This window comes from Bacillus sp. SH5-2 (assembly GCF_008368905.1).
In the GTDB taxonomy this organism is placed as follows: Bacteria; Bacillota; Bacilli; order Bacillales; family Bacillaceae_G; genus Bacillus_A; species Bacillus_A luti.
In genome coordinates, this window is sequence record NZ_QOSD01000010.1 from 15,143 (window position 1) to 40,297 (window position 25,155).

32 protein-coding genes and 1 other annotated feature are annotated in these 25,155 nt (G+C 40.2%); all 32 genes read left to right on the forward strand.

The annotated features are described in order from the left end of the window. The first annotated feature begins 1 nt into the window (after position 1). Positions 2-514 carry an NYN domain-containing protein gene (locus DN410_RS08095; protein WP_149176121.1) on the forward strand — a complete coding sequence of 171 codons (513 nt, stop codon included), beginning with the start codon at positions 2-4 and terminating at the stop codon, positions 512-514. Between the two features lie 67 nt (positions 515-581). After that, entirely contained in the window at positions 582-1,241 is a 660-nt protein-coding gene (locus tag DN410_RS08100; RefSeq protein ID WP_000387198.1) for an RNA polymerase factor sigma-70, read from the forward strand. A 130-nt stretch (positions 1,242-1,371) separates the two neighbouring features. Beyond that, positions 1,372-1,518: a 50S ribosomal protein L33 gene (gene rpmG, locus DN410_RS08105; protein WP_012260172.1), complete on the forward strand. Its 147-nt coding sequence runs from the start codon at positions 1,372-1,374 to the stop codon at positions 1,516-1,518. A 32-nt stretch (positions 1,519-1,550) separates the two neighbouring features. Beyond that, positions 1,551-1,730 (forward strand): preprotein translocase subunit SecE, encoded by a 180-nt coding sequence (gene secE, locus DN410_RS08110; protein WP_001241321.1) that lies wholly within the window; start codon positions 1,551-1,553, stop codon positions 1,728-1,730. Between the two features lie 131 nt (positions 1,731-1,861). After that, the gene (gene nusG / locus DN410_RS08115) at positions 1,862-2,395 is read left to right on the forward strand and encodes a transcription termination/antitermination protein NusG (RefSeq protein ID WP_000415794.1); all 534 of its coding nucleotides are present in this window, start codon (positions 1,862-1,864) and stop codon (positions 2,393-2,395) included. A 166-nt stretch (positions 2,396-2,561) separates the two neighbouring features. After that, positions 2,562-2,987 (forward strand): 50S ribosomal protein L11, encoded by a 426-nt coding sequence (gene rplK / locus DN410_RS08120; protein ID WP_001085872.1) that lies wholly within the window; start codon positions 2,562-2,564, stop codon positions 2,985-2,987. A 177-nt stretch (positions 2,988-3,164) separates the two neighbouring features. Next, positions 3,165-3,857, forward strand: a complete 693-nt coding sequence (gene rplA, locus DN410_RS08125) for a 50S ribosomal protein L1 (RefSeq protein WP_063222350.1) — start codon at positions 3,165-3,167, stop codon at positions 3,855-3,857. Positions 3,858-3,906: 49 nt separating this feature from the next. Continuing rightward, positions 3,907-4,050: a sequence feature (ribosomal protein L10 leader region), on the forward strand. 39 nt (positions 4,051-4,089) lie between these two features. Continuing rightward, positions 4,090-4,590 carry a 50S ribosomal protein L10 gene (rplJ, locus tag DN410_RS08130; protein ID WP_149176122.1) on the forward strand — a complete coding sequence of 167 codons (501 nt, stop codon included), beginning with the start codon at positions 4,090-4,092 and terminating at the stop codon, positions 4,588-4,590. A gap of 67 nt (positions 4,591-4,657) precedes the next feature. Further along, complete coding sequence (gene rplL / locus DN410_RS08135) at positions 4,658-5,017, forward strand: 50S ribosomal protein L7/L12 (protein WP_149176123.1); 360 nt, start codon at positions 4,658-4,660, stop codon at positions 5,015-5,017. A gap of 76 nt (positions 5,018-5,093) precedes the next feature. After that, the gene (locus DN410_RS08140) at positions 5,094-5,693 is read left to right on the forward strand and encodes a class I SAM-dependent methyltransferase (RefSeq protein ID WP_000763285.1); all 600 of its coding nucleotides are present in this window, start codon (positions 5,094-5,096) and stop codon (positions 5,691-5,693) included. Between the two features lie 291 nt (positions 5,694-5,984). Beyond that, positions 5,985-9,518 carry a DNA-directed RNA polymerase subunit beta gene (rpoB, locus tag DN410_RS08145; RefSeq protein WP_149176124.1) on the forward strand — a complete coding sequence of 1,178 codons (3,534 nt, stop codon included), beginning with the start codon at positions 5,985-5,987 and terminating at the stop codon, positions 9,516-9,518. A 37-nt stretch (positions 9,519-9,555) separates the two neighbouring features. Continuing rightward, complete coding sequence (gene rpoC, locus DN410_RS08150; RefSeq protein ID WP_000567935.1) at positions 9,556-13,167, forward strand: DNA-directed RNA polymerase subunit beta'; 3,612 nt, start codon at positions 9,556-9,558, stop codon at positions 13,165-13,167. Positions 13,168-13,280: 113 nt separating this feature from the next. Further along, positions 13,281-13,529 carry a 50S ribosomal protein L7ae-like protein gene (locus tag DN410_RS08155; protein WP_000121827.1) on the forward strand — a complete coding sequence of 83 codons (249 nt, stop codon included), beginning with the start codon at positions 13,281-13,283 and terminating at the stop codon, positions 13,527-13,529. Between the two features lie 114 nt (positions 13,530-13,643). Then, positions 13,644-14,066 carry a 30S ribosomal protein S12 gene (gene rpsL / locus DN410_RS08160; RefSeq protein WP_001142341.1) on the forward strand — a complete coding sequence of 141 codons (423 nt, stop codon included), beginning with the start codon at positions 13,644-13,646 and terminating at the stop codon, positions 14,064-14,066. Positions 14,067-14,095: 29 nt separating this feature from the next. Further along, positions 14,096-14,566, forward strand: a complete 471-nt coding sequence (gene rpsG, locus DN410_RS08165; protein ID WP_001137492.1) for a 30S ribosomal protein S7 — start codon at positions 14,096-14,098, stop codon at positions 14,564-14,566. A 207-nt stretch (positions 14,567-14,773) separates the two neighbouring features. Beyond that, complete coding sequence (fusA, locus tag DN410_RS08170; RefSeq protein ID WP_060629211.1) at positions 14,774-16,852, forward strand: elongation factor G; 2,079 nt, start codon at positions 14,774-14,776, stop codon at positions 16,850-16,852. Positions 16,853-16,969: 117 nt separating this feature from the next. Continuing rightward, entirely contained in the window at positions 16,970-18,160 is a 1,191-nt protein-coding gene (gene tuf / locus DN410_RS08175; RefSeq protein WP_001029613.1) for an elongation factor Tu, read from the forward strand. 400 nt (positions 18,161-18,560) lie between these two features. Then, entirely contained in the window at positions 18,561-18,869 is a 309-nt protein-coding gene (gene rpsJ, locus DN410_RS08180) for a 30S ribosomal protein S10 (protein WP_001040596.1), read from the forward strand. 34 nt (positions 18,870-18,903) lie between these two features. Then, positions 18,904-19,536, forward strand: coding sequence for a 50S ribosomal protein L3 (gene rplC, locus DN410_RS08185; RefSeq protein ID WP_000160207.1), 633 nt, complete (start codon positions 18,904-18,906; stop codon positions 19,534-19,536). Between the two features lie 25 nt (positions 19,537-19,561). Further along, a complete protein-coding gene (rplD, locus tag DN410_RS08190; RefSeq protein ID WP_001127258.1) occupies positions 19,562-20,185 on the forward strand; it encodes a 50S ribosomal protein L4 in 624 nt (207 codons plus the stop codon). After that, positions 20,185-20,475 (forward strand): 50S ribosomal protein L23, encoded by a 291-nt coding sequence (gene rplW, locus DN410_RS08195; protein ID WP_001205558.1) that lies wholly within the window; start codon positions 20,185-20,187, stop codon positions 20,473-20,475. Before rplD ends, rplW begins: the two co-directional genes overlap by 1 nt. 28 nt (positions 20,476-20,503) lie before the next feature. Then, positions 20,504-21,334 carry a 50S ribosomal protein L2 gene (gene rplB, locus DN410_RS08200; RefSeq protein ID WP_000511585.1) on the forward strand — a complete coding sequence of 277 codons (831 nt, stop codon included), beginning with the start codon at positions 20,504-20,506 and terminating at the stop codon, positions 21,332-21,334. Between the two features lie 60 nt (positions 21,335-21,394). Then, positions 21,395-21,673, forward strand: coding sequence for a 30S ribosomal protein S19 (rpsS, locus tag DN410_RS08205; RefSeq protein WP_000124454.1), 279 nt, complete (start codon positions 21,395-21,397; stop codon positions 21,671-21,673). Positions 21,674-21,690: 17 nt separating this feature from the next. Continuing rightward, a complete protein-coding gene (gene rplV, locus DN410_RS08210) occupies positions 21,691-22,032 on the forward strand; it encodes a 50S ribosomal protein L22 (RefSeq protein WP_001148024.1) in 342 nt (113 codons plus the stop codon). 3 nt (positions 22,033-22,035) lie between these two features. Beyond that, positions 22,036-22,695, forward strand: a complete 660-nt coding sequence (gene rpsC, locus DN410_RS08215; protein WP_000529956.1) for a 30S ribosomal protein S3 — start codon at positions 22,036-22,038, stop codon at positions 22,693-22,695. Between the two features lies 1 nt (position 22,696). Beyond that, positions 22,697-23,131, forward strand: coding sequence for a 50S ribosomal protein L16 (gene rplP, locus DN410_RS08220; RefSeq protein WP_000928969.1), 435 nt, complete (start codon positions 22,697-22,699; stop codon positions 23,129-23,131). After that, positions 23,121-23,321 carry a 50S ribosomal protein L29 gene (rpmC, locus tag DN410_RS08225; protein WP_000855718.1) on the forward strand — a complete coding sequence of 67 codons (201 nt, stop codon included), beginning with the start codon at positions 23,121-23,123 and terminating at the stop codon, positions 23,319-23,321. Before rplP ends, rpmC begins: the two co-directional genes overlap by 11 nt. Before the next feature lie 20 nt (positions 23,322-23,341). Beyond that, complete coding sequence (gene rpsQ, locus DN410_RS08230; RefSeq protein ID WP_000004106.1) at positions 23,342-23,605, forward strand: 30S ribosomal protein S17; 264 nt, start codon at positions 23,342-23,344, stop codon at positions 23,603-23,605. 43 nt (positions 23,606-23,648) lie between these two features. Next, positions 23,649-24,017 carry a 50S ribosomal protein L14 gene (rplN, locus tag DN410_RS08235; protein ID WP_000615912.1) on the forward strand — a complete coding sequence of 123 codons (369 nt, stop codon included), beginning with the start codon at positions 23,649-23,651 and terminating at the stop codon, positions 24,015-24,017. Between the two features lie 38 nt (positions 24,018-24,055). Further along, positions 24,056-24,367, forward strand: coding sequence for a 50S ribosomal protein L24 (gene rplX, locus DN410_RS08240; RefSeq protein ID WP_000558200.1), 312 nt, complete (start codon positions 24,056-24,058; stop codon positions 24,365-24,367). A gap of 26 nt (positions 24,368-24,393) precedes the next feature. Next, complete coding sequence (gene rplE / locus DN410_RS08245; RefSeq protein WP_001080829.1) at positions 24,394-24,933, forward strand: 50S ribosomal protein L5; 540 nt, start codon at positions 24,394-24,396, stop codon at positions 24,931-24,933. A 33-nt stretch (positions 24,934-24,966) separates the two neighbouring features. Continuing rightward, positions 24,967-25,152 carry a 30S ribosomal protein S14 gene (gene rpsN / locus DN410_RS08250; protein WP_001085700.1) on the forward strand — a complete coding sequence of 62 codons (186 nt, stop codon included), beginning with the start codon at positions 24,967-24,969 and terminating at the stop codon, positions 25,150-25,152. The last annotated feature ends 3 nt before the right edge of the window (positions 25,153-25,155 follow it).

A 25,155-nucleotide genomic window follows, 5' to 3' on the forward strand; every position in this document is an offset into this window, starting at 1 on the left:
AATGAACGATATTTTAATCGTTGATGGCTACAACATTATCGGAGCTTGGGGAGATTTGAAGAAACTGCGGGATGTAGATTTGCAATCATCAAGAGATGCACTCATTGATAAGATGGCGGATTATCAAGGTTATACAGGCACAAAGGTAATGATAGTTTTTGATGCCTATACAGTTCATGGTATTGAAAAAAAGATGAAACAATCGCGTGTGGAAGTAATATTCACGAGAAAGAATCAAACTGCGGATGAAAAGATAGAGCAACTTGCGATTGAACTTAGAAATATAAATACACAAATATATGTTGCGACTTCTGATTATACGGAGCAGTGGGTTATATTTGCACAAGGTGCTCTTCGGAAGTCTGCACGTGAACTAGAGTTGGAAGTACAAGCGATGGAGCAACAAGTAAGAAGACGTACAAAAGACGCGAAAGACAAGCAACCCGCCATGCGGAAGATATTTAGTAAAGATATTACAGAAAAATTAGAAAAATTAAGAAGAGGAGAGCGTTGAAGCATTGACGCTCTTTATCTTTTTACTGTATAATATTGCTAAATAAATAGCGGTCGGAGGGATCAAGGTGGAAGCAGGCTTCGTAAGTGTAGGCGACGTTACATTTCGTGATTTAGAGGATGAGGCAATCGTTGAGTTAGTTCGAAAAGGTAATACTGATGCTCTAGAATATTTGATTCACAAATATAAGAACTTTGTTCGCGCGAAATCAAGATCTTATTTTTTGGTGGGTGCCGATCGAGAAGATATTGTTCAAGAAGGTATGATTGGATTGTTTAAAGCAATTCGTGATTATAAAGAGGACAAGCTGTCTTCATTCAAAGCATTTGCTGAACTGTGTATCACTCGACAAATTATTACCGCTATTAAAACAGCAACCAGGCAAAAACATATTCCATTAAATTCATATGTATCTTTAGATAAACCGATTTATGATGAGGAATCTGATCGAACACTATTAGACGTTATTTCGGAAGCGAAAGTAACTGATCCAGAGGAAATGATTATAAGTCAGGAAGAATATACAGATATAGAATCAAAAATATCTGAATTATTAAGCGATTTAGAAAGAAAGGTGCTATCTCTATACTTGGATGGTCGTTCCTATCAAGAGATTTCAGAACAGTTAAACAGGCATGTGAAATCTATTGATAACGCCTTACAACGTGTGAAAAGGAAATTGGAAAGATATATGGAGATGCGAGAGAGTACAACCTTAAATTCATAGCAAGTATGGCAGGTGTAAAGTAATTCACCTGTTTTCTTTTTGTAAAGAGAGTAAGAGTCATGACATTGACATTGTCTTTTGTTGTATGATACATTTTTAGGGACATAATGTTACAAGGTTGGTGTAACTAATGAGGAAAAAAGTTGTACTCTCATGTGAAGAGTGTAAAAATCGAAACTACTCTACGATGAAAGATACGAGCTCAGTAGAGCGACTTGAGATAAAGAAGTTTTGTAAAACATGCAATAAGCATACAGTTCACAAGGAAACAAAATAAATAATTGAAATACTAAATTGGAGGTCCCGTAGATGCGTTTAACGAACTTTTTCGGCGATGTAGGTCGCGAAATGAAAAAAGTAAGTTGGCCTAAAAAAGATGAATTACTCCGCTCAACAGCGACAGTTATTGCTACAGTTGTCTTCTTTGCGATTTTCTTCGCAGTAGTTGATATGGGCATTTCTTCTTTAATTCGGTTAATTCTTGGTTAATTCTTGAATAAGAAGCACTTATCCATGATATAATGTTATTTATAAGAACTGTGTAAAAGCCCGGTGAACGGGTTTTTTCATTTGCGCAAAAAAATGTACGTCAGGGAGGGAAGGACGCTCGTCCTAAATGAATGGAAAAAAGTTGGTATGTTGTCCATACTTATTCTGGATATGAAAATAAAGTAAAAGCAAACCTAGAGAAACGTGTAGAATCAATGGGTATGCAAGATAAAATTTTCCGTGTTGTTGTCCCGGAAGAAGTAGAAGTAGAAATGAAAAACGGTAAAGAAAAATTAATGAAAAGAAAAGTGTTCCCAGGTTACGTATTAGTAGAACTAATCATGACTGATGACTCTTGGTATGTTGTACGTAACACGCCGGGTGTAACTGGGTTCGTTGGTTCTTCTGGTTCGGGTTCTAAACCATCACCTCTATTAGAAGAGGAAGTTGTTACCATTATGAAGCATATGGGAATGGACAACGAAGTGGTTGATTTCGACTTTGAACTTCATGAGACAGTACGTGTAAATGAGGGACCATTCGCAGATTATACAGGTGCTATTGAAGAAATTGATGTGGAGAAGAAAAAGGTTAGTGTGCTTGTGGACATGTTTGGTCGCGAGACTCCAGTTGAACTTGACTTCCATCAAATTGAAAAATTATAAAATGAAACTTGAAATGAATTGTAAAAAGTGATAATATCTTTTAAGTCAGTACGTCTTCGTTATCGGAGACGTTTTTTGAAAGATTTTATCACTACGATAAAATATGACGTGGGAGGGCAAATCACTGTCCAATTGACCACATCACGGACTTAAGGAGGTGTGTCTCGTGGCTAAAAAGGTAATTAAAATGGTAAAGCTTCAAATTCCTGCAGGTAAAGCTAACCCAGCTCCACCAGTTGGTCCAGCATTAGGACAAGCAGGTGTTAACATCATGGGCTTCTGTAAAGAGTTCAACGCTCGTACAGCAGATCAAGCTGGTCTTATCATCCCTGTTGAAATTACGGTATTTGAGGACCGTTCATTCACTTTCATTACTAAAACTCCTCCTGCTGCTGTTCTTCTTAAGAAAGTAGCTGGTATTGAGTCTGGTTCTGGTGAACCAAACCGTAATAAAGTGGCAACTGTTAAGCGTGATAAAGTACGCGAAATCGCTGAAACTAAAATGCCTGACCTAAACGCTGCTAGCGTAGAAGCTGCAATGCGTATGGTTGAAGGTACTGCACGCAGTATGGGCATCGTTATCGAAGACTAATTCGATTTGTTTTTAAAAAAAGGTTGCGGGTCTGGAATTCCAATTCGCAACCTTTATTATCGTAAATGATTATCGTTTTTAAATAAATGGATGGCGCGCATCCTCAGGTTATACCTGAAAATAAGCGTAAACGTGGGAGGTTATTCCGCTAAAACCACATTCGAGGAGGAAATAAAAATGGCTAAAAGAGGTAAAAAGTACGTAGAAGCTGCGAAGCTTGTTGATCGTGCAGCTGCTTACTCTGCAACAGAAGCAGTAGAATTAGTAAAGAAAACAAACACAGCTAAATTTGATGCAACTGTAGAAGCTGCATTCCGTTTAGGTGTTGACCCTAAGAAAGCTGACCAACAAATCCGTGGCGCAGTTGTTCTTCCACACGGTACTGGTAAAGTACAACGTGTATTAGTATTCGCTAAAGGCGAAAAAGCTAAAGAAGCTGAAGCTGCTGGAGCTGACTTCGTAGGCGATACTGATTACATCGGTAAAATCCAACAAGGTTGGTTCGATTTCGATGTAGTAGTAGCAACTCCTGACATGATGGGTGAAGTTGGTAAACTTGGTCGCGTATTAGGACCTAAAGGTTTAATGCCAAACCCTAAAACTGGAACAGTTACTTTCGATGTAACTAAAGCTGTTAACGAAATCAAAGCTGGTAAAGTTGAATACCGCGTTGATAAAGCTGGTAACATCCACGTTCCAATCGGTAAAGTATCTTTCGAAGATGCTAAATTAGTAGAAAACTTCAGAACAATTGCTGACACTTTACAAAAAGTTAAGCCAGCTGCTGCAAAAGGTACTTACATGAAGAACGTAACAGTTGCTTCTACAATGGGACCTGGCGTACGCGTAGACGTTTCTACATTAGCGTAAAAATTGGAAGTTGACTTCATAAAGAAGATTTAATATAATCATTTATGTTGTGAATTTAAATAGTGTACCGTAGACAGTAGGTGTCAATAGACTTAATTTCCTACCTAGGTGTTAATATACGAAACGGAATTTTTTTCTGTGACTATATGCCTCCATGTCTACAAGTTGGGCATGGAGGTTTTTAGTGCACTTTCGGTACATCTTCTATATAATCTACAGGAGGTGTAATAACATGAGCAAAGTAATCGAAACTAAACAACAAGTTGTAACTGAAATCGCGGATAAACTTCGCGCTAGTAAATCTACAATCGTTGTTGACTACCGTGGTTTAACAGTTTCTGAAGCAACAGAATTACGTAAAAACTTACGTGAAGCTGGCGTTGAGTTCAAAGTTTACAAAAACTCTCTAACTCGTCGTGCTGCAGAATCTGCTGAAATGGCTGAGTTAAATGAATTCTTAACAGGACCAAACGCAATCGCGTTCAGTAACGAGGATGTAGTTGCTCCTGCGAAAGTATTAAACGACTTCGCTAAAGATCATGAAGCTTTAGAAATTAAAGCGGGCGTAATCGAAGGTAAACTTGTAACACTTGATGAGGTTAAAGCAATCGCTACTCTTCCATCACGTGAAGGCTTACTTTCTATGCTTCTTAGCGTTCTTCAAGCTCCAATCCGTAACCTTGCACTTGCTACTAAAGCAGTTGCAGAACAAAAGGAAGAGCAAGGCGCTTAATTTTTTAAAAGATAATTACGTATTATCGATAAAACAATAAAAACCTATTTAAGGGAGGATATTTACAATGACTAAAGAACAAATCATTGAAGCAGTTAAATCTATGACTGTATTAGAACTTAACGACTTAGTAAAAGCTATCGAGGAAGAATTCGGCGTAACTGCTGCTGCTCCTGTAGCTGTTGCTGGTGGCGCTGGAGAAGCTGCTGCTGAGAAAACTGAATTTGATGTGGAACTAACTAGCGCTGGTGCACAAAAAATCAAAGTTATCAAAGTTGTTCGTGAAATCACTGGTCTTGGCTTAAAAGAAGCTAAAGAATTAGTTGACAACACTCCAAAAGTAATCAAAGAAGCTGTTGCTAAAGAAGAAGCAGAAGAAATCAAAGCTAAACTTGAAGAAGTTGGCGCTGCTGTAGAAGTTAAGTAATTAACTTTTGTTGCTTTAAAAAAAGCTCGCTCTCATGCGAGCTTTTTTTTTAACTGTAAAGAAAAGAGGTGGCCATATGGCAGACCATTATTTTTCTAACGACCCTTCTAGTAAAAGTGATCGTAAACGATGGGAATTTACCCTTCGTGGATCTCGATTTACTTTTTTATCTGACCATGGGGTGTTTTCGAAAAACGAGGTGGACTTTGGTTCTCGTCTTTTAATTGAAGCGTTTCAAATGCCGGATATTAAAGGTGATATATTAGACGTAGGTTGCGGATACGGTCCTATTGGTTTGTCGTTAGCGAAAGAGTTTCAAGGCTGTAACGTTCACATGGTGGATGTGAATGAAAGAGCGCTTGGGCTTGCGAAAGAGAACGCCGCTAATAACAGAATCGAGAATATACGTATTTTTCAAAGTAGCGTCTATGAAAATGTAGATGGCAAGTACGCTGCTATTCTATCTAATCCTCCAATTCGTGCAGGGAAAGATATCGTGCACGAGATTTTAGAAAAAGCTGTGGAGTATTTAGTACCAGGTGGAGAACTTTGGATTGTTATTCAAAAGAAGCAAGGTGCACCATCTGCACTGAAGAAACTAGAAGAAGTGTTTTCTGAAGTTGAAGTTGTAGAAAAGAAAAAAGGATATTATATCATAAAATCAAAAAAACGTTGACGGTTATTTTTGGCTATGTTAACATTATACAATGCCAATATATGATTTTCTGCGTTGAGAAAGATGTATATTTTTGTTTCTCTTGGAAAAGATAGTAAAATCAGCAGATTATGAAACAGAATGATGGTTTTCTTATAGAAGCCATTTTTCTTTTTTGAGCAGGTAGAAAGACTCAACGTATTTATCTTTAAGAGAAATAGACTACGCTAATAGCAGTAGTTGTATTTATTTGTGATTTTGCACAAATTTTTTTGTGCATTTATAATACTCATGATTTGAGGGGTGAAGCAGTTGACAGGTCAACTAGTTCAATACGGACGCCACCGCCAACGAAGAAGTTATGCCCGTATTAGTGAAGTATTAGAGTTACCAAATCTTATCGAAATTCAAACCTCTTCTTATCAGTGGTTTCTTGATGAGGGTTTGCGAGAAATGTTCCAAGACATTTCTCCGATTGAAGACTTTACGGGAAATCTATCGCTTGAATTTATCGACTACAGCTTAGGTGAACCTAAATACTCTGTAGACGAATGCAAAGAGCGTGATGTGACGTATGCAGCACCACTTCGTGTAAAAGTGCGTCTAATCAACAAGGAAACTGGTGAAGTAAAAGAACAAGATGTGTTCATGGGAGATTTCCCACTCATGACAGAGACTGGAACATTCGTAATTAACGGTGCAGAACGTGTTATCGTTTCCCAGTTAGTTCGCTCTCCAAGCGTATACTATAGTGGCAAAGTGGATAAAAACGGAAAACGTGGTTTTACTGCTACTGTAATTCCAAACCGCGGAGCTTGGTTAGAGTATGAGACAGATGCTAAGGATGTTGTATATGTGCGTATTGACCGTACGCGTAAACTTCCTGTAACTGTTTTGTTACGCGCATTAGGGTTTGGCTCTGATCAAGAAATCACCGAGCTTTTAGGTGATAACGAATACTTAAGTAACACATTAGAAAAAGACAACACAGATAGCACAGAAAAAGCATTGCTTGAAATTTATGAGCGTCTACGCCCTGGTGAACCACCAACAGTAGAAAATGCAAAGAGCTTACTTGTGTCTCGTTTCTTCGATCCAAAGCGCTACGATTTAGCAAATGTAGGTCGCTATAAGATCAACAAAAAGTTACACATTAAAAACAGATTGTTTAATCAACGTTTAGCTGAAACATTAGTGGATCCAGAAACTGGTGAAATTTTAGCGGCAGAAGGAACAATCTTAGATCGTCGTACACTTGATCGCATTTTACCTTACTTAGAGAAAAACATTGGATTCAAAACAGCGAAACCAATGGGTGGAGTGGTAGAAGGCGATGTTGAGCTGCAATCTATTAAGATTTATGCTCCTGAGTCAGAAGGCGAACGCGTAATTAATGTAATTGGTAATGCGAATATTACTCGTGATATCAAACACATCACACCAGGTGATATCCTTGCTTCTATCAGTTACTTCTTCAACCTACTATACAAAGTAGGGGATACAGATGATATCGACCACTTAGGAAACCGTCGTCTGCGTTCTGTTGGAGAATTATTACAAAATCAATTCCGTATCGGTCTTTCTCGTATGGAACGCGTTGTTCGTGAGAGAATGTCGATTCAAGATACAAATGCAATTACACCACAGGCGTTAATTAACATTCGTCCTGTTATTGCATCTATTAAAGAGTTCTTCGGAAGTTCTCAGTTATCTCAGTTCATGGATCAAACAAACCCATTAGCAGAGTTAACTCACAAACGAAGACTATCTGCATTAGGACCTGGTGGTTTAACGCGTGAGCGCGCAGGCTTTGAAGTGCGTGACGTTCACTACTCTCACTATGGCCGTATGTGTCCGATTGAAACACCAGAGGGACCAAACATCGGTTTGATTAACTCGTTATCTTCGTTCGCGAAAGTAAATGAGTTTGGTTTCATTGAAACGCCATACCGTCGTGTTGACCCAGAAACTGGTTTAGTAACAGGGCAGGTTGATTACTTAACGGCAGATGAAGAAGATAACTATGTTGTAGCCCAAGCGAATATGAAATTATCTGATGAAGGTGAATTCCTAAGTGAAGATATCGTAGCTCGTTTCCGTGGTGAAAACATTGTCACAAATAAAGAACGCATCGATTACATGGATGTATCTCCAAAACAAGTAGTGTCGGCAGCGACAGCTTGTATTCCGTTCTTAGAAAACGATGACTCTAACCGCGCACTTATGGGAGCGAACATGCAACGTCAGGCGGTTCCGTTAATGAATCCGGAATCTCCGATTGTAGGTACAGGTATGGAGTACGTATCAGCAAAAGACTCAGGTGCTGCAGTAATCTGTAAACATCCTGGTGTTGTTGAACGCGTAGAAGCACGTGAAGTTTGGGTACGTCGTTATGTAGAAGTTGACGGTCAAACAGTAAAAGGCGACTTAGATCGCTACAAAATGCAAAAATTCATTCGTTCTAACCAAGGAACTTGCTACAACCAACGTCCAATCGTAAGTGTTGGAAATGAAGTTGTAAAAGGTGAAATCCTTGCGGATGGTCCTTCTATGGAATTGGGTGAACTAGCACTTGGACGTAACGTGCTTGTTGGCTTCATGACTTGGGACGGTTATAACTACGAGGATGCGATCATTATGAGTGAGCGCCTTGTAAAAGATGATGTGTACACTTCTATTCATATTGAAGAATATGAGTCAGAAGCTCGTGATACGAAGCTTGGACCAGAAGAAATTACACGTGACATTCCAAACGTTGGGGAAGATGCATTGCGCAACCTTGACGAGCGCGGTATCATTCGCGTTGGTGCTGAAGTAAAAGATGGAGACTTACTTGTTGGTAAAGTAACACCTAAAGGTGTAACAGAATTAACAGCTGAAGAACGTCTATTACACGCTATCTTTGGAGAAAAAGCACGTGAAGTACGTGATACATCACTACGTGTACCACACGGTGGTGGCGGTATTATCTTAGACGTAAAAGTATTCAACCGTGAAGATGGCGATGAATTGCCACCAGGCGTGAATCAACTTGTACGTGCATATATCGTTCAAAAACGTAAAATTTCTGAAGGTGACAAGATGGCCGGACGTCACGGTAACAAAGGTGTTATCTCTCGTATTTTACCAGAAGAAGATATGCCTTACTTACCAGACGGTACGCCAATCGATATCATGTTAAACCCATTAGGGGTACCATCTCGTATGAATATCGGTCAGGTATTAGAGCTTCATCTTGGTATGGCAGCAAGATACCTTGGTATTCACATTGCAACACCAGTATTCGATGGTGCTCGTGAGGAAGATGTTTGGGGCACGATTGAAGAAGCTGGTATGGCAAATGACGCGAAAACAATCCTGTATGACGGACGTACTGGTGAACCATTCGATAACCGTGTATCTGTTGGTGTCATGTATATGATTAAACTTGCGCACATGGTTGACGATAAACTTCATGCTCGTTCTACTGGACCATACTCACTTGTAACGCAGCAACCTCTTGGAGGTAAAGCTCAGTTCGGTGGACAGCGTTTCGGTGAGATGGAGGTTTGGGCACTTGAAGCTTACGGTGCTGCTTATACTCTTCAAGAAATCTTAACTGTGAAGTCTGATGACGTTGTTGGACGTGTTAAGACGTATGAAGCAATTGTTAAAGGCGAAAATGTTCCAGAACCAGGAGTTCCAGAATCATTTAAAGTATTGATTAAAGAGCTTCAAAGTTTAGGTATGGACGTTAAAATGATGTCTAGCGACGATACAGAAATTGAAATGCGTGATACAGAAGATGATGATGATCATCAATCAGCAGATAAATTGAATGTTGAAGTTGAGACAACTAAGGAATAATTGGGATAACCTGTAGACTAAAAGGGAGGTAGGCCCCTTGATAGATGTAAATAACTTTGAATATATGAAGATTGGACTTGCTTCACCTGACAAGATTCGTTCTTGGTCATACGGTGAAGTTAAGAAACCAGAAACTATTAACTATCGTACGTTAAAGCCTGAAAAAGATGGCTTGTTCTGTGAGCGTATTTTCGGACCACAAAAGGACTGGGAATGTCATTGCGGAAAATACAAACGTGTACGTTATAAAGGTGTAGTTTGTGATCGATGTGGCGTTGAAGTAACGCGTGCAAAAGTTCGTCGTGAACGTATGGGTCATATCGAATTAGCTGCTCCTGTATCTCATATTTGGTATTTCAAAGGTATCCCGAGCCGCATGGGACTTGTCTTAGACATGTCCCCTCGCGCGCTTGAAGAAGTAATTTATTTCGCTTCTTATGTTGTAACAGAAAGTGGAGATACACCACTTGATAAGAAGCAATTACTTTCTGAAAAAGAATACCGTGCATATCGTGACCGATATGGTAGCACATTCCAAGCTGCTATGGGTGCAGAGGCGATTAAAAAGCTACTACAAGATATCGATTTAGATAAAGAAGTAGACTTCTTAAAAGAAGAATTAAAAACAGCACAAGGACAACGCCGTACTCGTGCTATTAAACGTCTAGAAGTATTAGAAGCATTCCGTAACTCTGGAAATGAACCATCTTGGATGATCTTAGATGTTCTACCAGTTATCCCACCAGAACTTCGCCCAATGGTACAGTTAGATGGTGGACGTTTTGCTACTTCTGACTTAAACGACTTATACCGCCGTGTAATTAACCGTAACAACCGTTTAAAACGTCTATTGGACTTAGGTGCACCAAGCATCATCGTTCAAAACGAAAAACGTATGTTACAAGAAGCTGTAGACGCATTAATCGATAATGGTCGTCGTGGCCGTCCGGTAACTGGACCAGGTAACCGTCCATTAAAATCACTATCTCACATGCTTAAAGGTAAACAAGGACGTTTCCGTCAAAACTTATTAGGTAAACGTGTTGACTACTCTGGCCGTTCTGTAATCGTTGTAGGACCGAACTTAAAGATGTACCAATGTGGATTACCGAAAGAAATGGCGCTTGAACTGTTCAAGCCTTTCGTTATGAAAGAGTTAGTTGAAAAAGGATTAGCACACAACATTAAGAGTGCGAAACGTAAAATCGAGCGTGTACAACCTGAAGTTTGGGACGTTTTAGAGTCTGTGATCAAAGAGCATCCGGTACTTCTAAACCGCGCACCAACACTTCACCGTCTTGGTATCCAGGCGTTTGAACCTACATTAGTAGAAGGTCGCGCAATCCGTCTTCACCCACTTGTATGTACTGCATACAACGCTGACTTTGACGGTGACCAAATGGCGGTTCACGTTCCGTTATCATCAGAAGCACAAGCAGAAGCTCGTCTTCTTATGTTAGCGGCGCAAAACATCTTGAACCCGAAAGACGGTAAACCAGTTGTTACTCCATCTCAGGATATGGTATTAGGTAACTACTACTTAACACTTGAGCGTGAAGGCGCAATCGGTGAAGGTATGGTCTTCAAAGATGCAAACGAAGCAATACTTGCATATCAAAATGGATATGTACATCTGCACACACGTGTTGCAGTTGCTGCAAGCTCGGTAAATAATGTAACGTTTACTGAAGAGCAAAAGAGTAAGCTTCTATTAACAACAGTTGGTAAATTAATATTCAACGAAATCTTACCAGAGTCGTTCCCTTATATTAATGAGCCAACAAACTCAAACCTTGAAAAAGAAACACCAGCGAAATATTTCGTTGAAAAAGGTGCGAACATTAAAGAAATTATTGCTAGTCGCGAAGAAGTGGCACCATTTAGCAAGAAGATCCTTGGTAACATCATTGCGGAAGTGTTCAAACGTTTCCAAATTACAGAAACGTCTCGCATGCTTGACCGTATGAAAAACTTAGGATTTAAGTACTCTACAAAAGCTGGTATTACAGTTGGGGTATCTGACATTCTTGTATTAGGTGAAAAAGATGAAATTCTCCACGAAGCACAAGCAAAAGTAGATAATGTAATTAAACAATTCCGTCGCGGTTTAATCACGGAAGAAGAACGTTACGATCGCGTTATCTCTATTTGGAGTAATGCAAAAGATGTTATCCAAGGAAAACTGATGAAGTCCTTGAATAAACGCAACCCGATCTTCATGATGAGTGATTCCGGTGCCCGTGGTAACGCATCGAACTTTACTCAGCTTGCTGGTATGCGTGGTCTGATGGCCAATCCATCTGGTCGTATCATCGAACTTCCGATCAAATCAAGTTTCCGTGAAGGTTTAACAGTACTTGAGTACTTCATCTCTACGCATGGTGCGCGTAAAGGTCTTGCCGATACAGCACTTAAAACTGCCGATTCTGGTTACTTAACACGTCGTCTAGTTGACGTTGCACAAGATGTAATCGTTCGTGAAGATGATTGTGGAACAGATCGTGGTTTACTAATCGGTGCGATTAAAGAGGGTAATGAAGTTATTGAGTCCTTATATGATCGTCTTGTTGGACGTTTTGCAAGAAAAACTGTAAAACATCCTGAAACAGGTGAAGTATTAGTTGGAGAAAATCAATTAATTACTGAAGATATCGCTCACATCGTTGAAAATTCGGGTGTTGAAACTGTAAACATTCGTTCAGCGTTTACGTGTAACACTCGCCATGGTGTATGTAAGAAGTGTTACGGTCGTAACTTAGCAACTGGTACAGACGTAGAAGTAGGAGAAGCGGTAGGTATTATCGCAGCTCAATCTATCGGTGAGCCAGGTACACAGTTAACGATGCGTACGTTCCATACAGGTGGGGTTGCCGGAGATGATATCACTCAAGGTTTACCTCGTATCCAAGAGATCTTCGAAGCTCGTAATCCGAAAGGTCAGGCAGTTATCAGTGAAATCGACGGTGTTATCGCAGCGATCAACGATGTTAAAGATCGTCAAGAAGTAGTTGTACAGGGTGAAGTAGAAGCTCGTACGTATGCTATTCCTTACGGTGCTCGTCTGAAAGTAACTCTAGGACAGCCAATTAGCCACGGTAAAGAGTTAACAGAAGGTTCTATTGATCCGAAAGAATTACTAAAAGTAACGGACATTACAGCAGTACAAGAATACTTATTACGTGAAGTTCAAAAAGTATACCGTATGCAAGGGGTAGAAATTGGTGACAAACACGTAGAAGTAATGGTACGTCAAATGCTACGTAAAGTGCGTGTAAGTGATGCGGGTGAAACAGATGTATTACCAGGAACGTTACTAGATATCCATCAGTTTACTGATGCGAACGCGAAGGTGTTACTGAAAGGTAAACAACCAGCAACAGCTAGACCTGTTCTACTTGGTATTACAAAAGCTTCACTTGAAACAGATTCATTCTTATCTGCAGCATCGTTCCAAGAAACAACTCGTGTCTTAACTGATGCAGCAATTAAAGGTAAACGCGATGAACTTCTAGGATTGAAAGAAAATGTTATTATCGGTAAACTTGTTCCTGCTGGAACAGGTATGAATCGTTATCGCAAAGTGGATCTTGTAAAAACAACACAAGATGACATGAATGTAGAGAACGATGAAGTTTATGTGGAACAGTAAAATTTTCCGTCGTAAATTTTGTATAAAAACAGTTAATCCTAGTTGACATTGTATGAGTCAAAATGTTACTATAAGCAAGGTTGCTCCTGAACGATGCTTTGGAGGATATTTATATGTCTTATCAAAAAGTGTCAAATGCTGAAAATGTAGTCGTTGGTCATAAACGTACATTGGAAGCAATCAAAAATGGTATAGTTAAAGAAGTTGTTATTGCAGAAGATGCTGATATGCGGTTAACCCATATTATCACTCGCACTGCTTTGCAACATAACATACCCATAACAAAAGTTGAATCAGTTCGTAAACTTGGAAAAGTTTCGGGGATTCAAGTAGGAGCTTCAGCAATAGGAATAATAAGTTAAAACTGTTTTTGTGAGGAGAGAGCATTTGCTCTCCCTTGCAAAAACTTTGTTTTCAACTAATAATGAACCACCTGGATATGTGGTCATACAAACATGCGAAGGGAGGATAATCAAATGCCTACTATTAACCAATTAGTGAGAAATGGTCGTACTGATAAAGTATGGAAATCTAAATCACCTGCGTTAAACAAAGGGTTCAACTCTTTAAAGAAAAAATCAACTGATATCTCTGCACCTCAAAAACGTGGTGTATGTACTCGTGTTGGTACAATGACTCCGAAGAAACCTAACTCAGCGTTACGTAAATACGCTCGTGTACGTTTAACAAACGGTATCGAGGTTACAGCTTACATCCCAGGTATCGGTCATAACCTACAAGAGCATAGCGTAGTATTAATTCGCGGTGGTCGTGTAAAGGATTTACCGGGGGTACGTTACCACATCGTTCGTGGTGCGCTTGACACAGCTGGTGTTGACAAACGTATGCAAGGACGTTCTAAATATGGTACTAAGAGACCAAAACCTGCTAAAAAATAATAACTTTAAAATGAAAGGAGGAACTCAATATGCCTCGTAAAGGACCTGTTGCAAAACGTGACGTGTTACCAGATCCAATGTACAATTCGAAACTTGTAACACGCCTAATCAACAAAATGATGGTTGACGGTAAAAAAGGTAAATCTCAAACAATTCTTTATAACGCTTTCGATATCGTTCGTGAACGTTCAGATAAAGAACCAATGGAAGTATTCGAGCAAGCTCTTAAGAACATTATGCCTGTTCTTGAAGTACGTGCTCGTCGTGTTGGTGGTGCTAACTACCAAGTTCCAGTTGAGGTTCGTCCAGAACGCCGTACAACTTTAGGTCTTCGCTGGTTAGTAAACTATGCTCGTCTTCGTGGTGAAAAAACTATGGAAGAGCGTCTAGCTTACGAAATCTTAGATGCAGCTAACAACGCTGGTGCATCTGTTAAGAAACGTGAAGACACTCATAAAATGGCAGAAGCTAACAAAGCATTTGCTCATTACCGTTGGTAGGATTCAACGTAAAATAAATGTAAGCATAAACCGCTTTATTTGTCGCTTATGGAAGTGTGGAGAGGGAGAATGCCTCTCCCTTTCGTTGGGCGCTCGTTTTACATAATGAGGGTACTGGACATACTGACATGTGTAACAATATAAAGTGGCTTTTTTGCTACTTAAAATAAAAAATCCAATCCATATATGGAAGGAGCAAGACACCAAATGGCAAGAGAGTTCTCTTTAGAAAACACTCGTAATATTGGTATCATGGCTCACATCGATGCTGGTAAAACAACAGCAACTGAGCGTATTCTGTATTACACAGGACGTATTCATAAAATCGGTGAAACTCACGAAGGTGCATCTCAGATGGACTGGATGGAGCAAGAGCAAGAGCGTGGTATCACAATTACTTCTGCTGCAACTACAGCACAATGGAAAGGTCACCGTGTAAACATCATTGACACTCCAGGTCACGTAGATTTCACAGTAGAAGTAGAACGTTCTTTACGCGTACTTGATGGCGCAGTAGCAGTACTTGATGCACAATCTGGTGTAGAACCACAAACAGAGACTGTTTGGCGTCAGGCTACTACTTACGGCGTACCTCGTATCGTATTCGTTAACAAAATGGATAAAATCGGTGCAGATTTCTTATACTCTGTAGGGACAATCCACGATCGTTTACAAGCAAACGCACACCCAATTCAGTTACCAATCGGTGCTGAAGATGAGTTCAATGGTATCATTGACCTTGTTGAAGAATGTGCTTACATGTACGGTAACGATTTAGGAACAGACATTCAACGTGTTGAAATTCCTGAAGAGCACAAAGAACTAGCTGAAGAATACCGTGGAAAGCTTATTGAAGCGGTAGCTGAGCTTGATGAAGAAATGATGATGAAGTACCTAGAAGGCGAAGAAATCACTGTAGAAGAGCTTAAAGCTGGTATCCGTAAGGCTACAACTTCTGTAGAATTCTTCCCAGTAATCTGTGGTTCTGCATTCAAAAACAAAGGTGTTCAAATTCTGTTAGACGCAGTTATCGACTACCTACCATCTCCATTAGATGTACCTGCTATCAAAGGTACTCTTCCGGATACAGATGAAGAAGTAGAACGTAAGTCTAGCGATGAAGAACCATTCGCAGCTTTAGCATTCAAAATCATGACTGACCCTTATGTTGGTAAGTTAACGTTCTTCCGTGTGTACTCTGGTGTGTTAAACTCTGGATCATACGTGAAAAACTCAACTAAAGGTAAGCGTGAGCGTGTAGGTCGTATCCTACAAATGCACGCTAACAGCCGTGAAGAGATTTCAACAGTTTACGCTGGTGATATCGCTGCTGCTGTAGGTTTAAAAGATACTACTACTGGTGATACTCTTTGTGACGAGAAGAGCCTTGTTATCCTTGAGTCTATGGAATTCCCAGAGCCAGTTATCTCTGTAGCTATCGAACCAAAATCTAAAGCTGACCAAGATAAAATGGGTACAGCATTATCTAAGCTTTCTGAAGAAGATCCAACATTCCGTGCTCACACTGACCAAGAAACTGGCCAAACAATCATCGCTGGTATGGGTGAACTTCACCTTGATATCATCGTTGACCGTATGCGCCGTGAATTCAAAGTTGAAGCAAACGTTGGTGCTCCTCAGGTAGCATACCGTGAGACTTTCCGCGCTGCTGCGAAAGTTGAAGGTAAGTTCGCTCGTCAATCTGGTGGACGTGGACAATTCGGTCACGTTTGGATTGAGTTTGAACCTAATGAAGAAGGTAAAGGATTCGAATTCGAAAACAAGATCGTCGGTGGTGTAGTTCCTCGTGAATACATCCCAGCTGTTGGAGCAGGTCTTGAAGATGCACTTAAAAATGGTGTACTAGCTGGTTATCCACTAGTTGACATTAAAGCTGCATTAGTTGACGGATCTTACCATGATGTCGATTCATCTGAGATGGCGTTCAAAATCGCTGCATCTATGGCACTTAAAGCTGCGGTTTCTAAATGTAGCCCAGTAATTCTTGAGCCAATGATGAAAGTTGAAGTTGTAATTCCTGAAGAGTACATGGGAGACATTATGGGTGACGTAACATCTCGTCGTGGACGTGTAGAAGGTATGGAAGCTCGCGGTAACGCGCAAGTTGTTCGCGCTATGGTTCCACTTTCTGAAATGTTCGGTTATGCAACGTCATTACGTTCTAACACTCAAGGACGCGGAACATTCTCAATGACATTTGATCATTATGAAGAAGTACCAAAGTCTGTTTCAGAAGAAATTATTAAAAAAAATAAAGGTGAATAATTGATTTTTATCGATTGTTCAAGTATAACTACTTATGTAAGCTTAGAAAGTGGGGCGCAAGTTTCACTTTCTAGACTAAATATAAAATAACCTATATAAACTAAGGAGGAATTTAGAATGGCTAAAGCTAAATTCGAACGTTCTAAACCCCATGTTAACATCGGTACAATCGGCCACGTTGACCATGGTAAAACTACATTAACTGCTGCGATCACTACAGTTCTTGCAAAAGCTGGTGGTGCTGAAGCACGCGGATACGATCAAATCGATGCTGCTCCAGAAGAAAGAGAGCGCGGTATCACAATCTCAACTGCACACGTTGAGTACGAAACTGAAACTCGTCACTATGCACACGTTGACTGCCCAGGTCACGCTGACTATGTTAAAAACATGATCACTGGTGCTGCTCAAATGGACGGCGGTATCTTAGTAGTATCTGCTGCTGATGGCCCAATGCCTCAAACACGTGAGCACATCCTTCTTTCTCGTCAAGTAGGTGTTCCTTACATCGTTGTATTCTTAAACAAATGCGACATGGTAGACGACGAAGAATTATTAGAATTAGTAGAAATGGAAGTTCGCGACCTATTATCTGAATACGGATTCCCAGGCGACGACATTCCTGTAATCAAAGGTTCTGCTCTTAAAGCTCTTCAAGGAGAAGCTGATTGGGAAGCAAAAATCATTGAATTAATGGCTGAAGTTGATGCTTACATCCCAACTCCAGAACGTGAAACTGACAAACCATTCTTAATGCCTGTAGAGGATGTATTCTCTATCACAGGTCGTGGTACAGTTGCTACTGGTCGTGTTGAGCGCGGTATCGTTAAAGTTGGTGACGTAGTAGAAATCATCGGTCTTGCTGAAGAAAATGCTTCTACAACTGTAACTGGTGTAGAGATGTTCCGTAAACTTCTTGACCAAGCTCAAGCTGGAGACAACATCGGTGCTTTACTTCGTGGGGTTGCTCGTGAAGACATCCAACGTGGACAAGTACTTGCAAAAAGCGGTTCTGTAAAAGCTCACGCTAAATTCAAAGCTGAAGTTTTCGTATTATCTAAAGAAGAAGGTGGACGTCACACTCCATTCTTCGCTAACTACCGTCCTCAGTTCTACTTCCGTACAACTGACGTAACTGGTATCATCCAATTACCAGAAGGTACTGAAATGGTAATGCCTGGTGACAACATCGAAATGACTATCGAACTTATCGCTCCAATCGCTATCGAAGAGGGAACTAAATTCTCTATTCGTGAAGGTGGACGTACAGTAGGTTACGGTGTAGTTGCTACTATCGTTGCTGAGTAATCTTTAAATAGATTATAAAAAACCCAAGGGATTTTCCCTTGGGTTTTTTATTTGTGTTTATATAAGAAACAAGATAACATTTTTACGTTTTGACGAGTTTCTTCTATAGTATATAAAATCAATAAAACAAAACCCAGAAACTGTAAAATGAAATCTGGTAGATGAAAACTTGAAATTCTTTAAAGTGCCATGTATAATAGCAAAAGTAGAGAAAAGCAGATGCAAACAAAAAGATGCTTGCATCTAGACGAATAACATTGTATAATAGACAATGTTGGTCTTTGACTGCGATGAAGTGGAAGGTTGCTGACACACCCGGCCGCTTTGCCATGGCATGGTGTGGGGAAATTTCCATGGAGAAGGTCTATTTTAGAAATAGGCGAACGAAGGAGGGAAAATAATGGCAAAAGAAAAAATTCGTATCCGTTTAAAAGCTTACGATCACCGTATTCTTGATCAGTCAGCTGAGAAAATTGTAGAAACAGCTAAGCGTTCTGGGGCAACAGTTTCTGGTCCGATCCCATTACCAACTGAGAAGACTGTTTACACAATTCTTCGTGCTGTTCATAAGTACAAAGATTCTCGTGAGCAATTCGAAATGCGCACGCACAAACGTCTAATCGACATCGTGAGTCCTACTCCACAAACAGTAGATTCATTAATGCGTTTAGACTTACCATCTGGTGTAGATATCGAAATCAAACTATAATTTATATAACTTAAAAATGTAGGAGGTGTAACTCATGACCAAAGGAATCTTAGGAAGAAAGATCGGTATGACTCAAGTATTTGCTGAGAACGGTGAGTTAATCCCAGTAACAGTTATCGCTGCTAATCCAAACGTTGTTCTTCAAAAGAAAACAACTGAAACTGATGGCTACAATGCAATTCAGTTAGGATTTGAAGATAAACGTGAAAAGTTAACTAACAAACCTGAACAAGGCCACACTGCTAAAGCATCTACAACTCCTAAGCGCTTCATTCGCGAAATCCGCGATGCAGACGTGGACGGATTAGAGGTTGGTCAAGAGGTAAAAGTTGACGTATTCGCTACAGGTGAAATCGTTGATGTAACAGGAATTTCTAAAGGTAAAGGTTTCCAAGGTGTTATCAAACGCCACGGACAATCTCGCGGACCTATGTCTCATGGTTCTCGCTATCACCGTCGTCCAGGTTCAATGGGCCCAGTTGCTCCGAACCGTGTATTCAAAGGCAAAAAACTTGCTGGACGTATGGGTGGAGACCAAGTTACTATCCAAAACTTAGAAATCGTTCAAGTTGACACTGAGCGCAACTTATTACTAGTAAAAGGTAACGTTCCAGGTGCTAAGAAATCTCTTGTAGTTGTTCAAGGCGCTGTGAAGGTTAGCAAATAATTCACAATAGGAAGGAGGAATTCCAATGCCAAAAGTTACTGTATATAACCAAACTGGTTCACAGGTTGGTGAAATCGAATTAGCTGAAGCTATTTTCGGTATCGAACCAAATGAAGCTGTACTTTTCGAAGCTGTAATGATGCAACGTGCGTCTTTACGTCAAGGTACACACAAAGTAAAAACTCGCTCTGAAGTTCGCGGTGGTGGTCGTAAACCATGGCGTCAAAAAGGAACTGGACGTGCTCGTCAAGGGTCTATCCGCTCTCCTCAATGGCGTGGTGGTGGTACGGTATTCGGACCTACACCAAGAAGCTATGCGTACAAACTTCCTAAGAAAGTTCGTCGTTTAGCAATCAAATCTGCATTAGCTACTAAAGTAGTTGAGAACAACATTGTAGTTCTTGAAGACCTAGTGTTAAATGCACCAAAAACAAAAGATATGCTAGCAGTACTTAAAGGATTAACTGTTGAGAAGAAAGCTCTTATCGTAACTGCTGATGCAAACGAATCTGTAGAGTTATCTGCTCGCAATATCCCTGGAGTAACAGTAATCACTGCTGATGGCGTAAACGTTTTAGACGTGCTTCATCATGATAAGCTAATCATGACAAAAGCGGCAGTGGAAAAAGTAGAGGAGGTGCTTGCATAATGAGAGATCCTCGTGATATCATTAAGCGCCCAGTTATCACTGAACGTTCTATGGAAATGATGGCTGAAAAAAAATACACGTTCGATGTGGACGTTAAATCTAATAAAACAGAAGTTAAAGATGCTCTTGAAGCGATCTTTGGTGTTAAAGTAGAAAAAGTGAACATCATGAACTACAAGCCGAAAGCAAAACGCGTTGGTCGTCACGCTGGTTTTACTAGCCGTCGTCGTAAAGCAATCGTTAAGCTAACTGCTGACAGCAAAGAAATCGAAATCTTCCAAGGCGTTTAATTCTTACTAAAGAAGGAGGGAAATTGAGATGGGAATTAAAAAGTATAATCCAACTACTAACGGTCGTCGTAATATGACTACGAATGATTTCGCTGAAATCACGACTGACAGACCCGAAAAGTCATTACTTGCTCCTTTAAGCAAGAAGGCTGGTCGTAATAACCAAGGTAAAATTACTGTACGTCATCAAGGTGGCGGACATAAGCGTCAATACCGTATCATCGACTTTAAGCGTAACAAAGATGGAATTCCAGGACGCGTTGCTACGATCGAATACGATCCAAACCGCTCTGCGAATATCGCATTAATTAACTACGTTGACGGTGAAAAACGTTACATTCTTGCTCCTAAAACTTTAGAAGTAGGTATGGAAGTTATGTCTGGCCCAGAGGCTGACATCAAAGTCGGTAACGCATTACCATTAATCAACATTCCAGTAGGTACTGTTGTTCATAACATCGAGCTTAAGCCTGGTCGTGGCGGACAATTAGTTCGTTCTGCTGGTACATCTGCTCAAGTACTTGGTAAAGAAGGTAAATACGTACTTGTACGTTTAACTTCTGGTGAAGTACGTCTTGTATTATCTGCTTGTCGCGCTTCAATCGGTCAAGTAGGTAACGAACAACACGAACTTATCAAAATCGGTAAAGCAGGTCGCTCTCGCTGGTTAGGTAAACGCCCAACAGTTCGTGGTTCTGTAATGAACCCGGTTGATCACCCACACGGTGGTGGTGAAGGACGTTCTCCAATCGGACGTAAGTCTCCAATGTCTCCATGGGGTAAACCAACTCTTGGATTCAAGACTCGTAAGAAAAACAAAGCGTCTGACAAATTTATCGTTCGTCGTCGTAAAAAATAATGGGATTGTAGTACGGTTCATTTCTAGAACCGTACGCCAATCACGAAGGGAGGCACCAAAATGGCTCGTAGCTTAAAAAAAGGACCATTTGTCGATGATCACTTAATGAGCAAAATGGAAAAATTAGTTGCATCTGAGCAAAAACAAGTTGTTAAAACTTGGTCTCGCCGTTCAACAATCTTCCCTCAGTTCATCGGACACACAATCGCTGTATATGATGGTCGTAAACACGTACCTGTGTACATCACTGAGGATATGGTTGGCCATAAGTTAGGTGAATTCGCACCAACTCGTACGTATAAAGGTCACCTTGCTGACGATAAGAAAACTAGAAGATAATGAGAGGAGGCACTTCAATGCAAGCTAAAGCAGTAGCGAGAACAGTTCGTATTGCTCCTCGTAAAGTTCGTTTAGTAGTAGACTTAATCCGAGGTAAGCAAGTGGGTGAAGCGATTGCTATCCTTAACCACACACCAAAAACTGCTTCTCCAGTTGTAGAGAAAGTTTTAAAATCTGCAATCGCAAATGCAGAGCACAATTATGAGATGGATATTAACAACCTAGTTGTTGAAAAAGTTTTCGTTGACGAAGGTCCAACGTTAAAACGTTTCCGTCCACGTGCAATGGGTCGTGCAAGCCAAATTAACAAACGCACAAGCCACATCACAGTTGTGGTATCAGAAAAGAAGGAGGGATAATCGATGGGTCAAAAGGTTAATCCAATTGGTCTTCGTGTCGGCGTTATTCGTGATTGGGAATCTCGTTGGTTCGCTGAGAAAGATTACGCTACATTATTACATGAAGACATCAAAATCCGTGAGTACATTAATGTACGCTTAAAAGATTCTGCTGTTGCTAAAGTAGAAATCGAACGTGCAGCAAATCGTGTAAATGTTACAATTCACACTGCAAAACCTGGTATGGTAATTGGTAAAGGTGGTACTGAAGTTGAAGCACTTCGTAAAGCTCTTAACCAATTAACAGGCAAGCGTGTACACATCAACATTTTAGAAGTTAAGAGAGCTGATCTTAACGCTAAATTAGTAGGCGAAAACATCGCTCGTCAATTAGAAAACCGTGTATCATTCCGTCGTGCACAAAAGCAAGTTATTCAACGTGCTATGCGTGCAGGTGCTAAAGGTATTAAAACACAGGTTTCTGGTCGTCTTGGCGGAGCTGATATCGCTCGTGCAGAATCTTACAGTGAAGGAACTGTTCCACTTCATACACTTCGCGCTGATATTGACTATGCAGCAGTTGAAGCTGATACAACATACGGTAAATTAGGCGTAAAAGTATGGATCTACCGTGGAGAAGTCCTTCCTACAAAAAAGAAAGCTTCTGAGGAAGGAGGAAAATAATATGTTAATGCCAAAACGCGTAAAATATCGTAGAGAGCATCGTGGTAAAATGCGTGGTCGTGCTAAAGGTGGAACTGAAATTGCTTTCGGTGAATTCGGTTTACAAGCACAAGCTGCTTCATGGATTACAAACCGTCAAATCGAAGCTGCTCGTCGTGCAATGACTCGTTACATGAAACGTGGCGGTAAAGTATGGATTAAAATTTTCCCTTCTAAACCTTACACTGCAAAACCTCTAGAAGTACGTATGGGTTCCGGTAAAGGGGCACCAGAAGGCTGGGTAGCAGTAGTAAAACCTGGGAAAATTATGTTCGAAATCGCGGGTGTATCTGAAGAGGTAGCACGCGAAGCATTACGTCTTGCAGCTCACAAGTTACCTGTGAAATGTAAATTCGTAAAACGTGAAGAAAATGGTGGTGAATCTAATGAAAACTAATGATATTCGTGAATTAACCACTGCCGAAATCGAAACAAAAGTTAAAGCTTTAAAGGAAGAGTTGTTTAATCTTCGCTTCCAACTTGCTACAGGACAATTAGAGAATCCAACTCGCATTCGTGAAGTGCGTAAAGCAATTGCTCGTATGAAAACTGTAGTTCGTGAAAGAGAGATCGGAATTAATCGATAAATTGAGGGGAGGTTTGCATAGTGAGCGAACGTAACCAACGCAAAGTTTATACTGGTCGTGTAGTGTCTGACAAAATGGACAAAACGATTACAGTTTTAGTTGAAACTTACAAAACTCATTCCTTGTACGGAAAACGTGTTAAGTATTCTAAGAAGTACAAAGCCCATGATGAGCAAAACCAAGCGAAACTTGGCGATATCGTTAAAATCATGGAAACTCGCCCGCTTTCTGCTACTAAGCGTTTCCGTTTAGTTGAAATCGTTGAAGAAGCGGTTATTATCTAAATAGACGAATCGGAATTTTTAGTCCGAAGGGAGGTTTCATAACATGATCCAACAAGAATCTCGTTTGAAAGTTGCTGACAACTCTGGTGCACGTGAACTTTTAACAATCAAAGTATTAGGCGGCTCTGGTCGTAAATATGCTAACATTGGTGATATTATCGTTGCTACGGTAAAACAAGCAACACCAGGTGGCGTTGTTAAAAAAGGTGACGTTGTTAAAGCAGTAGTAGTACGTACGAAGAGCGGAGCTCGTCGTCCGGACGGTTCTTACATCAAATTTGATGAAAACGCAGCGGTTATCATTAAAGACGATAAGAGCCCACGTGGTACTCGTATCTTCGGACCAGTAGCTCGTGAATTACGTGATAGCAACTTCATGAAGATCGTTTCTTTAGCTCCAGAAGTTCTATAATTTAAGGTATTGCCTTGCTAAGGAGGTGCAGAATTAAGATGCATGTAAAAAAAGGTGATAAAGTACAGGTAATCACTGGTAAAGACAAAGGAAAACAAGGCGTTATCCTTGTGGCTTTCCCAAAGCAAAACCGTGTTATCGTTGAGGGTGTCAATATCGTTAAGAAGCACTCTAAGCCATCTCAATTAAATCCACAAGGTGGAATTATTACTAAAGAAGCACCTATTCACGTTTCTAACGTTATGATTTTAGATCCGAAAACAGGTGAACCTACTCGTGTAGGCTTCAAAGTAGAAGATGGTAAAAAAGTTCGTATTGCAAAAAAATCTGGTGAATTATTAGATAAATAATTTTCTTAAGAAAGGAGGTCACTTCATTGAATCGCCTTAAAGAGAAGTTCCAAAAGGAAATTACTCCTGCTCTAGTGAGCAAGTTTAACTATAAATCTGTGATGGAAGTACCGAAAATCGAAAAGATCGTAATCAACACTGGTGTTGGTGACGCGGTATCTAACTCAAAAGCTTTAGACAATGCAGTAGAAGAATTAACACAAATCGCAGGTCAAAAACCTGTTGTAACTCGTGCTAAAAAATCAATCGCTGGTTTCCGTCTTCGTGAAGGTATGCCAATCGGTGCGAAAGTAACTTTACGCGGCGAGCAAATGTATGAGTTCTTCGACAAATTAGTATCAGTTTCTTTACCACGTGTACGTGATTTCCGTGGTGTATCTAAGAAATCATTCGATGGTCGTGGAAACTACACATTAGGTGTTAAAGAGCAACTTATTTTCCCTGAGATCGACTATGATAAAGTAAGCAAAGTCCGCGGTATGGACATCGTAATCGTTACTACAGCGAAAACTGATGAAGAAGCTCGTGAACTTTTAACACAATTCGGTATGCCATTCCAAAAATAATGGAAGCCAACGCTAAGTAGAGGAGGCGAAAACGTGGCTAAAAAATCTATGATAGCGAAACAAAAGCGTACTCCTAAGTTTAAAGTACAAGAGTATACACGTTGCGAACGCTGCGGTCGTCCGCATTCTGTATACCGCAAATTTAAACTTTGCCGTATTTGTTTCCGTGAACTTGCATATAAAGGTCAAATTCCTGGTGTTAAAAAAGCTAGTTGGTAAAAC

Bases quoted from the DNA above. Each gene is read 5' to 3' on its own strand.
- DN410_RS08095 (WP_149176121.1), top strand. From the start codon at position 2: ATGAACGATATTTTAATCGTTGATGGCTACAACATTATCGGAGCTTGG.
- rpmG (WP_012260172.1), top strand. From the start codon at position 1,372: ATGAGGAAAAAAGTTGTACTCTCATGTGAAGAGTGTAAAAATCGAAAC.
- secE (WP_001241321.1), top strand. From the start codon at position 1,551: ATGCGTTTAACGAACTTTTTCGGCGATGTAGGTCGCGAAATGAAAAAA.
- nusG (WP_000415794.1), top strand. From the start codon at position 1,862: ATGGAAAAAAGTTGGTATGTTGTCCATACTTATTCTGGATATGAAAAT.
- rplA (WP_063222350.1), top strand. From the start codon at position 3,165: ATGGCTAAAAGAGGTAAAAAGTACGTAGAAGCTGCGAAGCTTGTTGAT.
- rplJ (WP_149176122.1), top strand. From the start codon at position 4,090: ATGAGCAAAGTAATCGAAACTAAACAACAAGTTGTAACTGAAATCGCG.
- rplL (WP_149176123.1), top strand. From the start codon at position 4,658: ATGACTAAAGAACAAATCATTGAAGCAGTTAAATCTATGACTGTATTA.
- DN410_RS08140 (WP_000763285.1), top strand. From the start codon at position 5,094: ATGGCAGACCATTATTTTTCTAACGACCCTTCTAGTAAAAGTGATCGT.
- DN410_RS08155 (WP_000121827.1), top strand. From the start codon at position 13,281: ATGTCTTATCAAAAAGTGTCAAATGCTGAAAATGTAGTCGTTGGTCAT.
- rpsL (WP_001142341.1), top strand. From the start codon at position 13,644: ATGCCTACTATTAACCAATTAGTGAGAAATGGTCGTACTGATAAAGTA.
- rpsG (WP_001137492.1), top strand. From the start codon at position 14,096: ATGCCTCGTAAAGGACCTGTTGCAAAACGTGACGTGTTACCAGATCCA.
- fusA (WP_060629211.1), top strand. From the start codon at position 14,774: ATGGCAAGAGAGTTCTCTTTAGAAAACACTCGTAATATTGGTATCATG.
- tuf (WP_001029613.1), top strand. From the start codon at position 16,970: ATGGCTAAAGCTAAATTCGAACGTTCTAAACCCCATGTTAACATCGGT.
- rpsJ (WP_001040596.1), top strand. From the start codon at position 18,561: ATGGCAAAAGAAAAAATTCGTATCCGTTTAAAAGCTTACGATCACCGT.
- rplC (WP_000160207.1), top strand. From the start codon at position 18,904: ATGACCAAAGGAATCTTAGGAAGAAAGATCGGTATGACTCAAGTATTT.
- rplD (WP_001127258.1), top strand. From the start codon at position 19,562: ATGCCAAAAGTTACTGTATATAACCAAACTGGTTCACAGGTTGGTGAA.
- rplW (WP_001205558.1), top strand. From the start codon at position 20,185: ATGAGAGATCCTCGTGATATCATTAAGCGCCCAGTTATCACTGAACGT.
- rplB (WP_000511585.1), top strand. From the start codon at position 20,504: ATGGGAATTAAAAAGTATAATCCAACTACTAACGGTCGTCGTAATATG.
- rpsS (WP_000124454.1), top strand. From the start codon at position 21,395: ATGGCTCGTAGCTTAAAAAAAGGACCATTTGTCGATGATCACTTAATG.
- rplV (WP_001148024.1), top strand. From the start codon at position 21,691: ATGCAAGCTAAAGCAGTAGCGAGAACAGTTCGTATTGCTCCTCGTAAA.
- rpsC (WP_000529956.1), top strand. From the start codon at position 22,036: ATGGGTCAAAAGGTTAATCCAATTGGTCTTCGTGTCGGCGTTATTCGT.
- rplP (WP_000928969.1), top strand. From the start codon at position 22,697: ATGTTAATGCCAAAACGCGTAAAATATCGTAGAGAGCATCGTGGTAAA.
- rpmC (WP_000855718.1), top strand. From the start codon at position 23,121: ATGAAAACTAATGATATTCGTGAATTAACCACTGCCGAAATCGAAACA.
- rplN (WP_000615912.1), top strand. From the start codon at position 23,649: ATGATCCAACAAGAATCTCGTTTGAAAGTTGCTGACAACTCTGGTGCA.
- rplX (WP_000558200.1), top strand. From the start codon at position 24,056: ATGCATGTAAAAAAAGGTGATAAAGTACAGGTAATCACTGGTAAAGAC.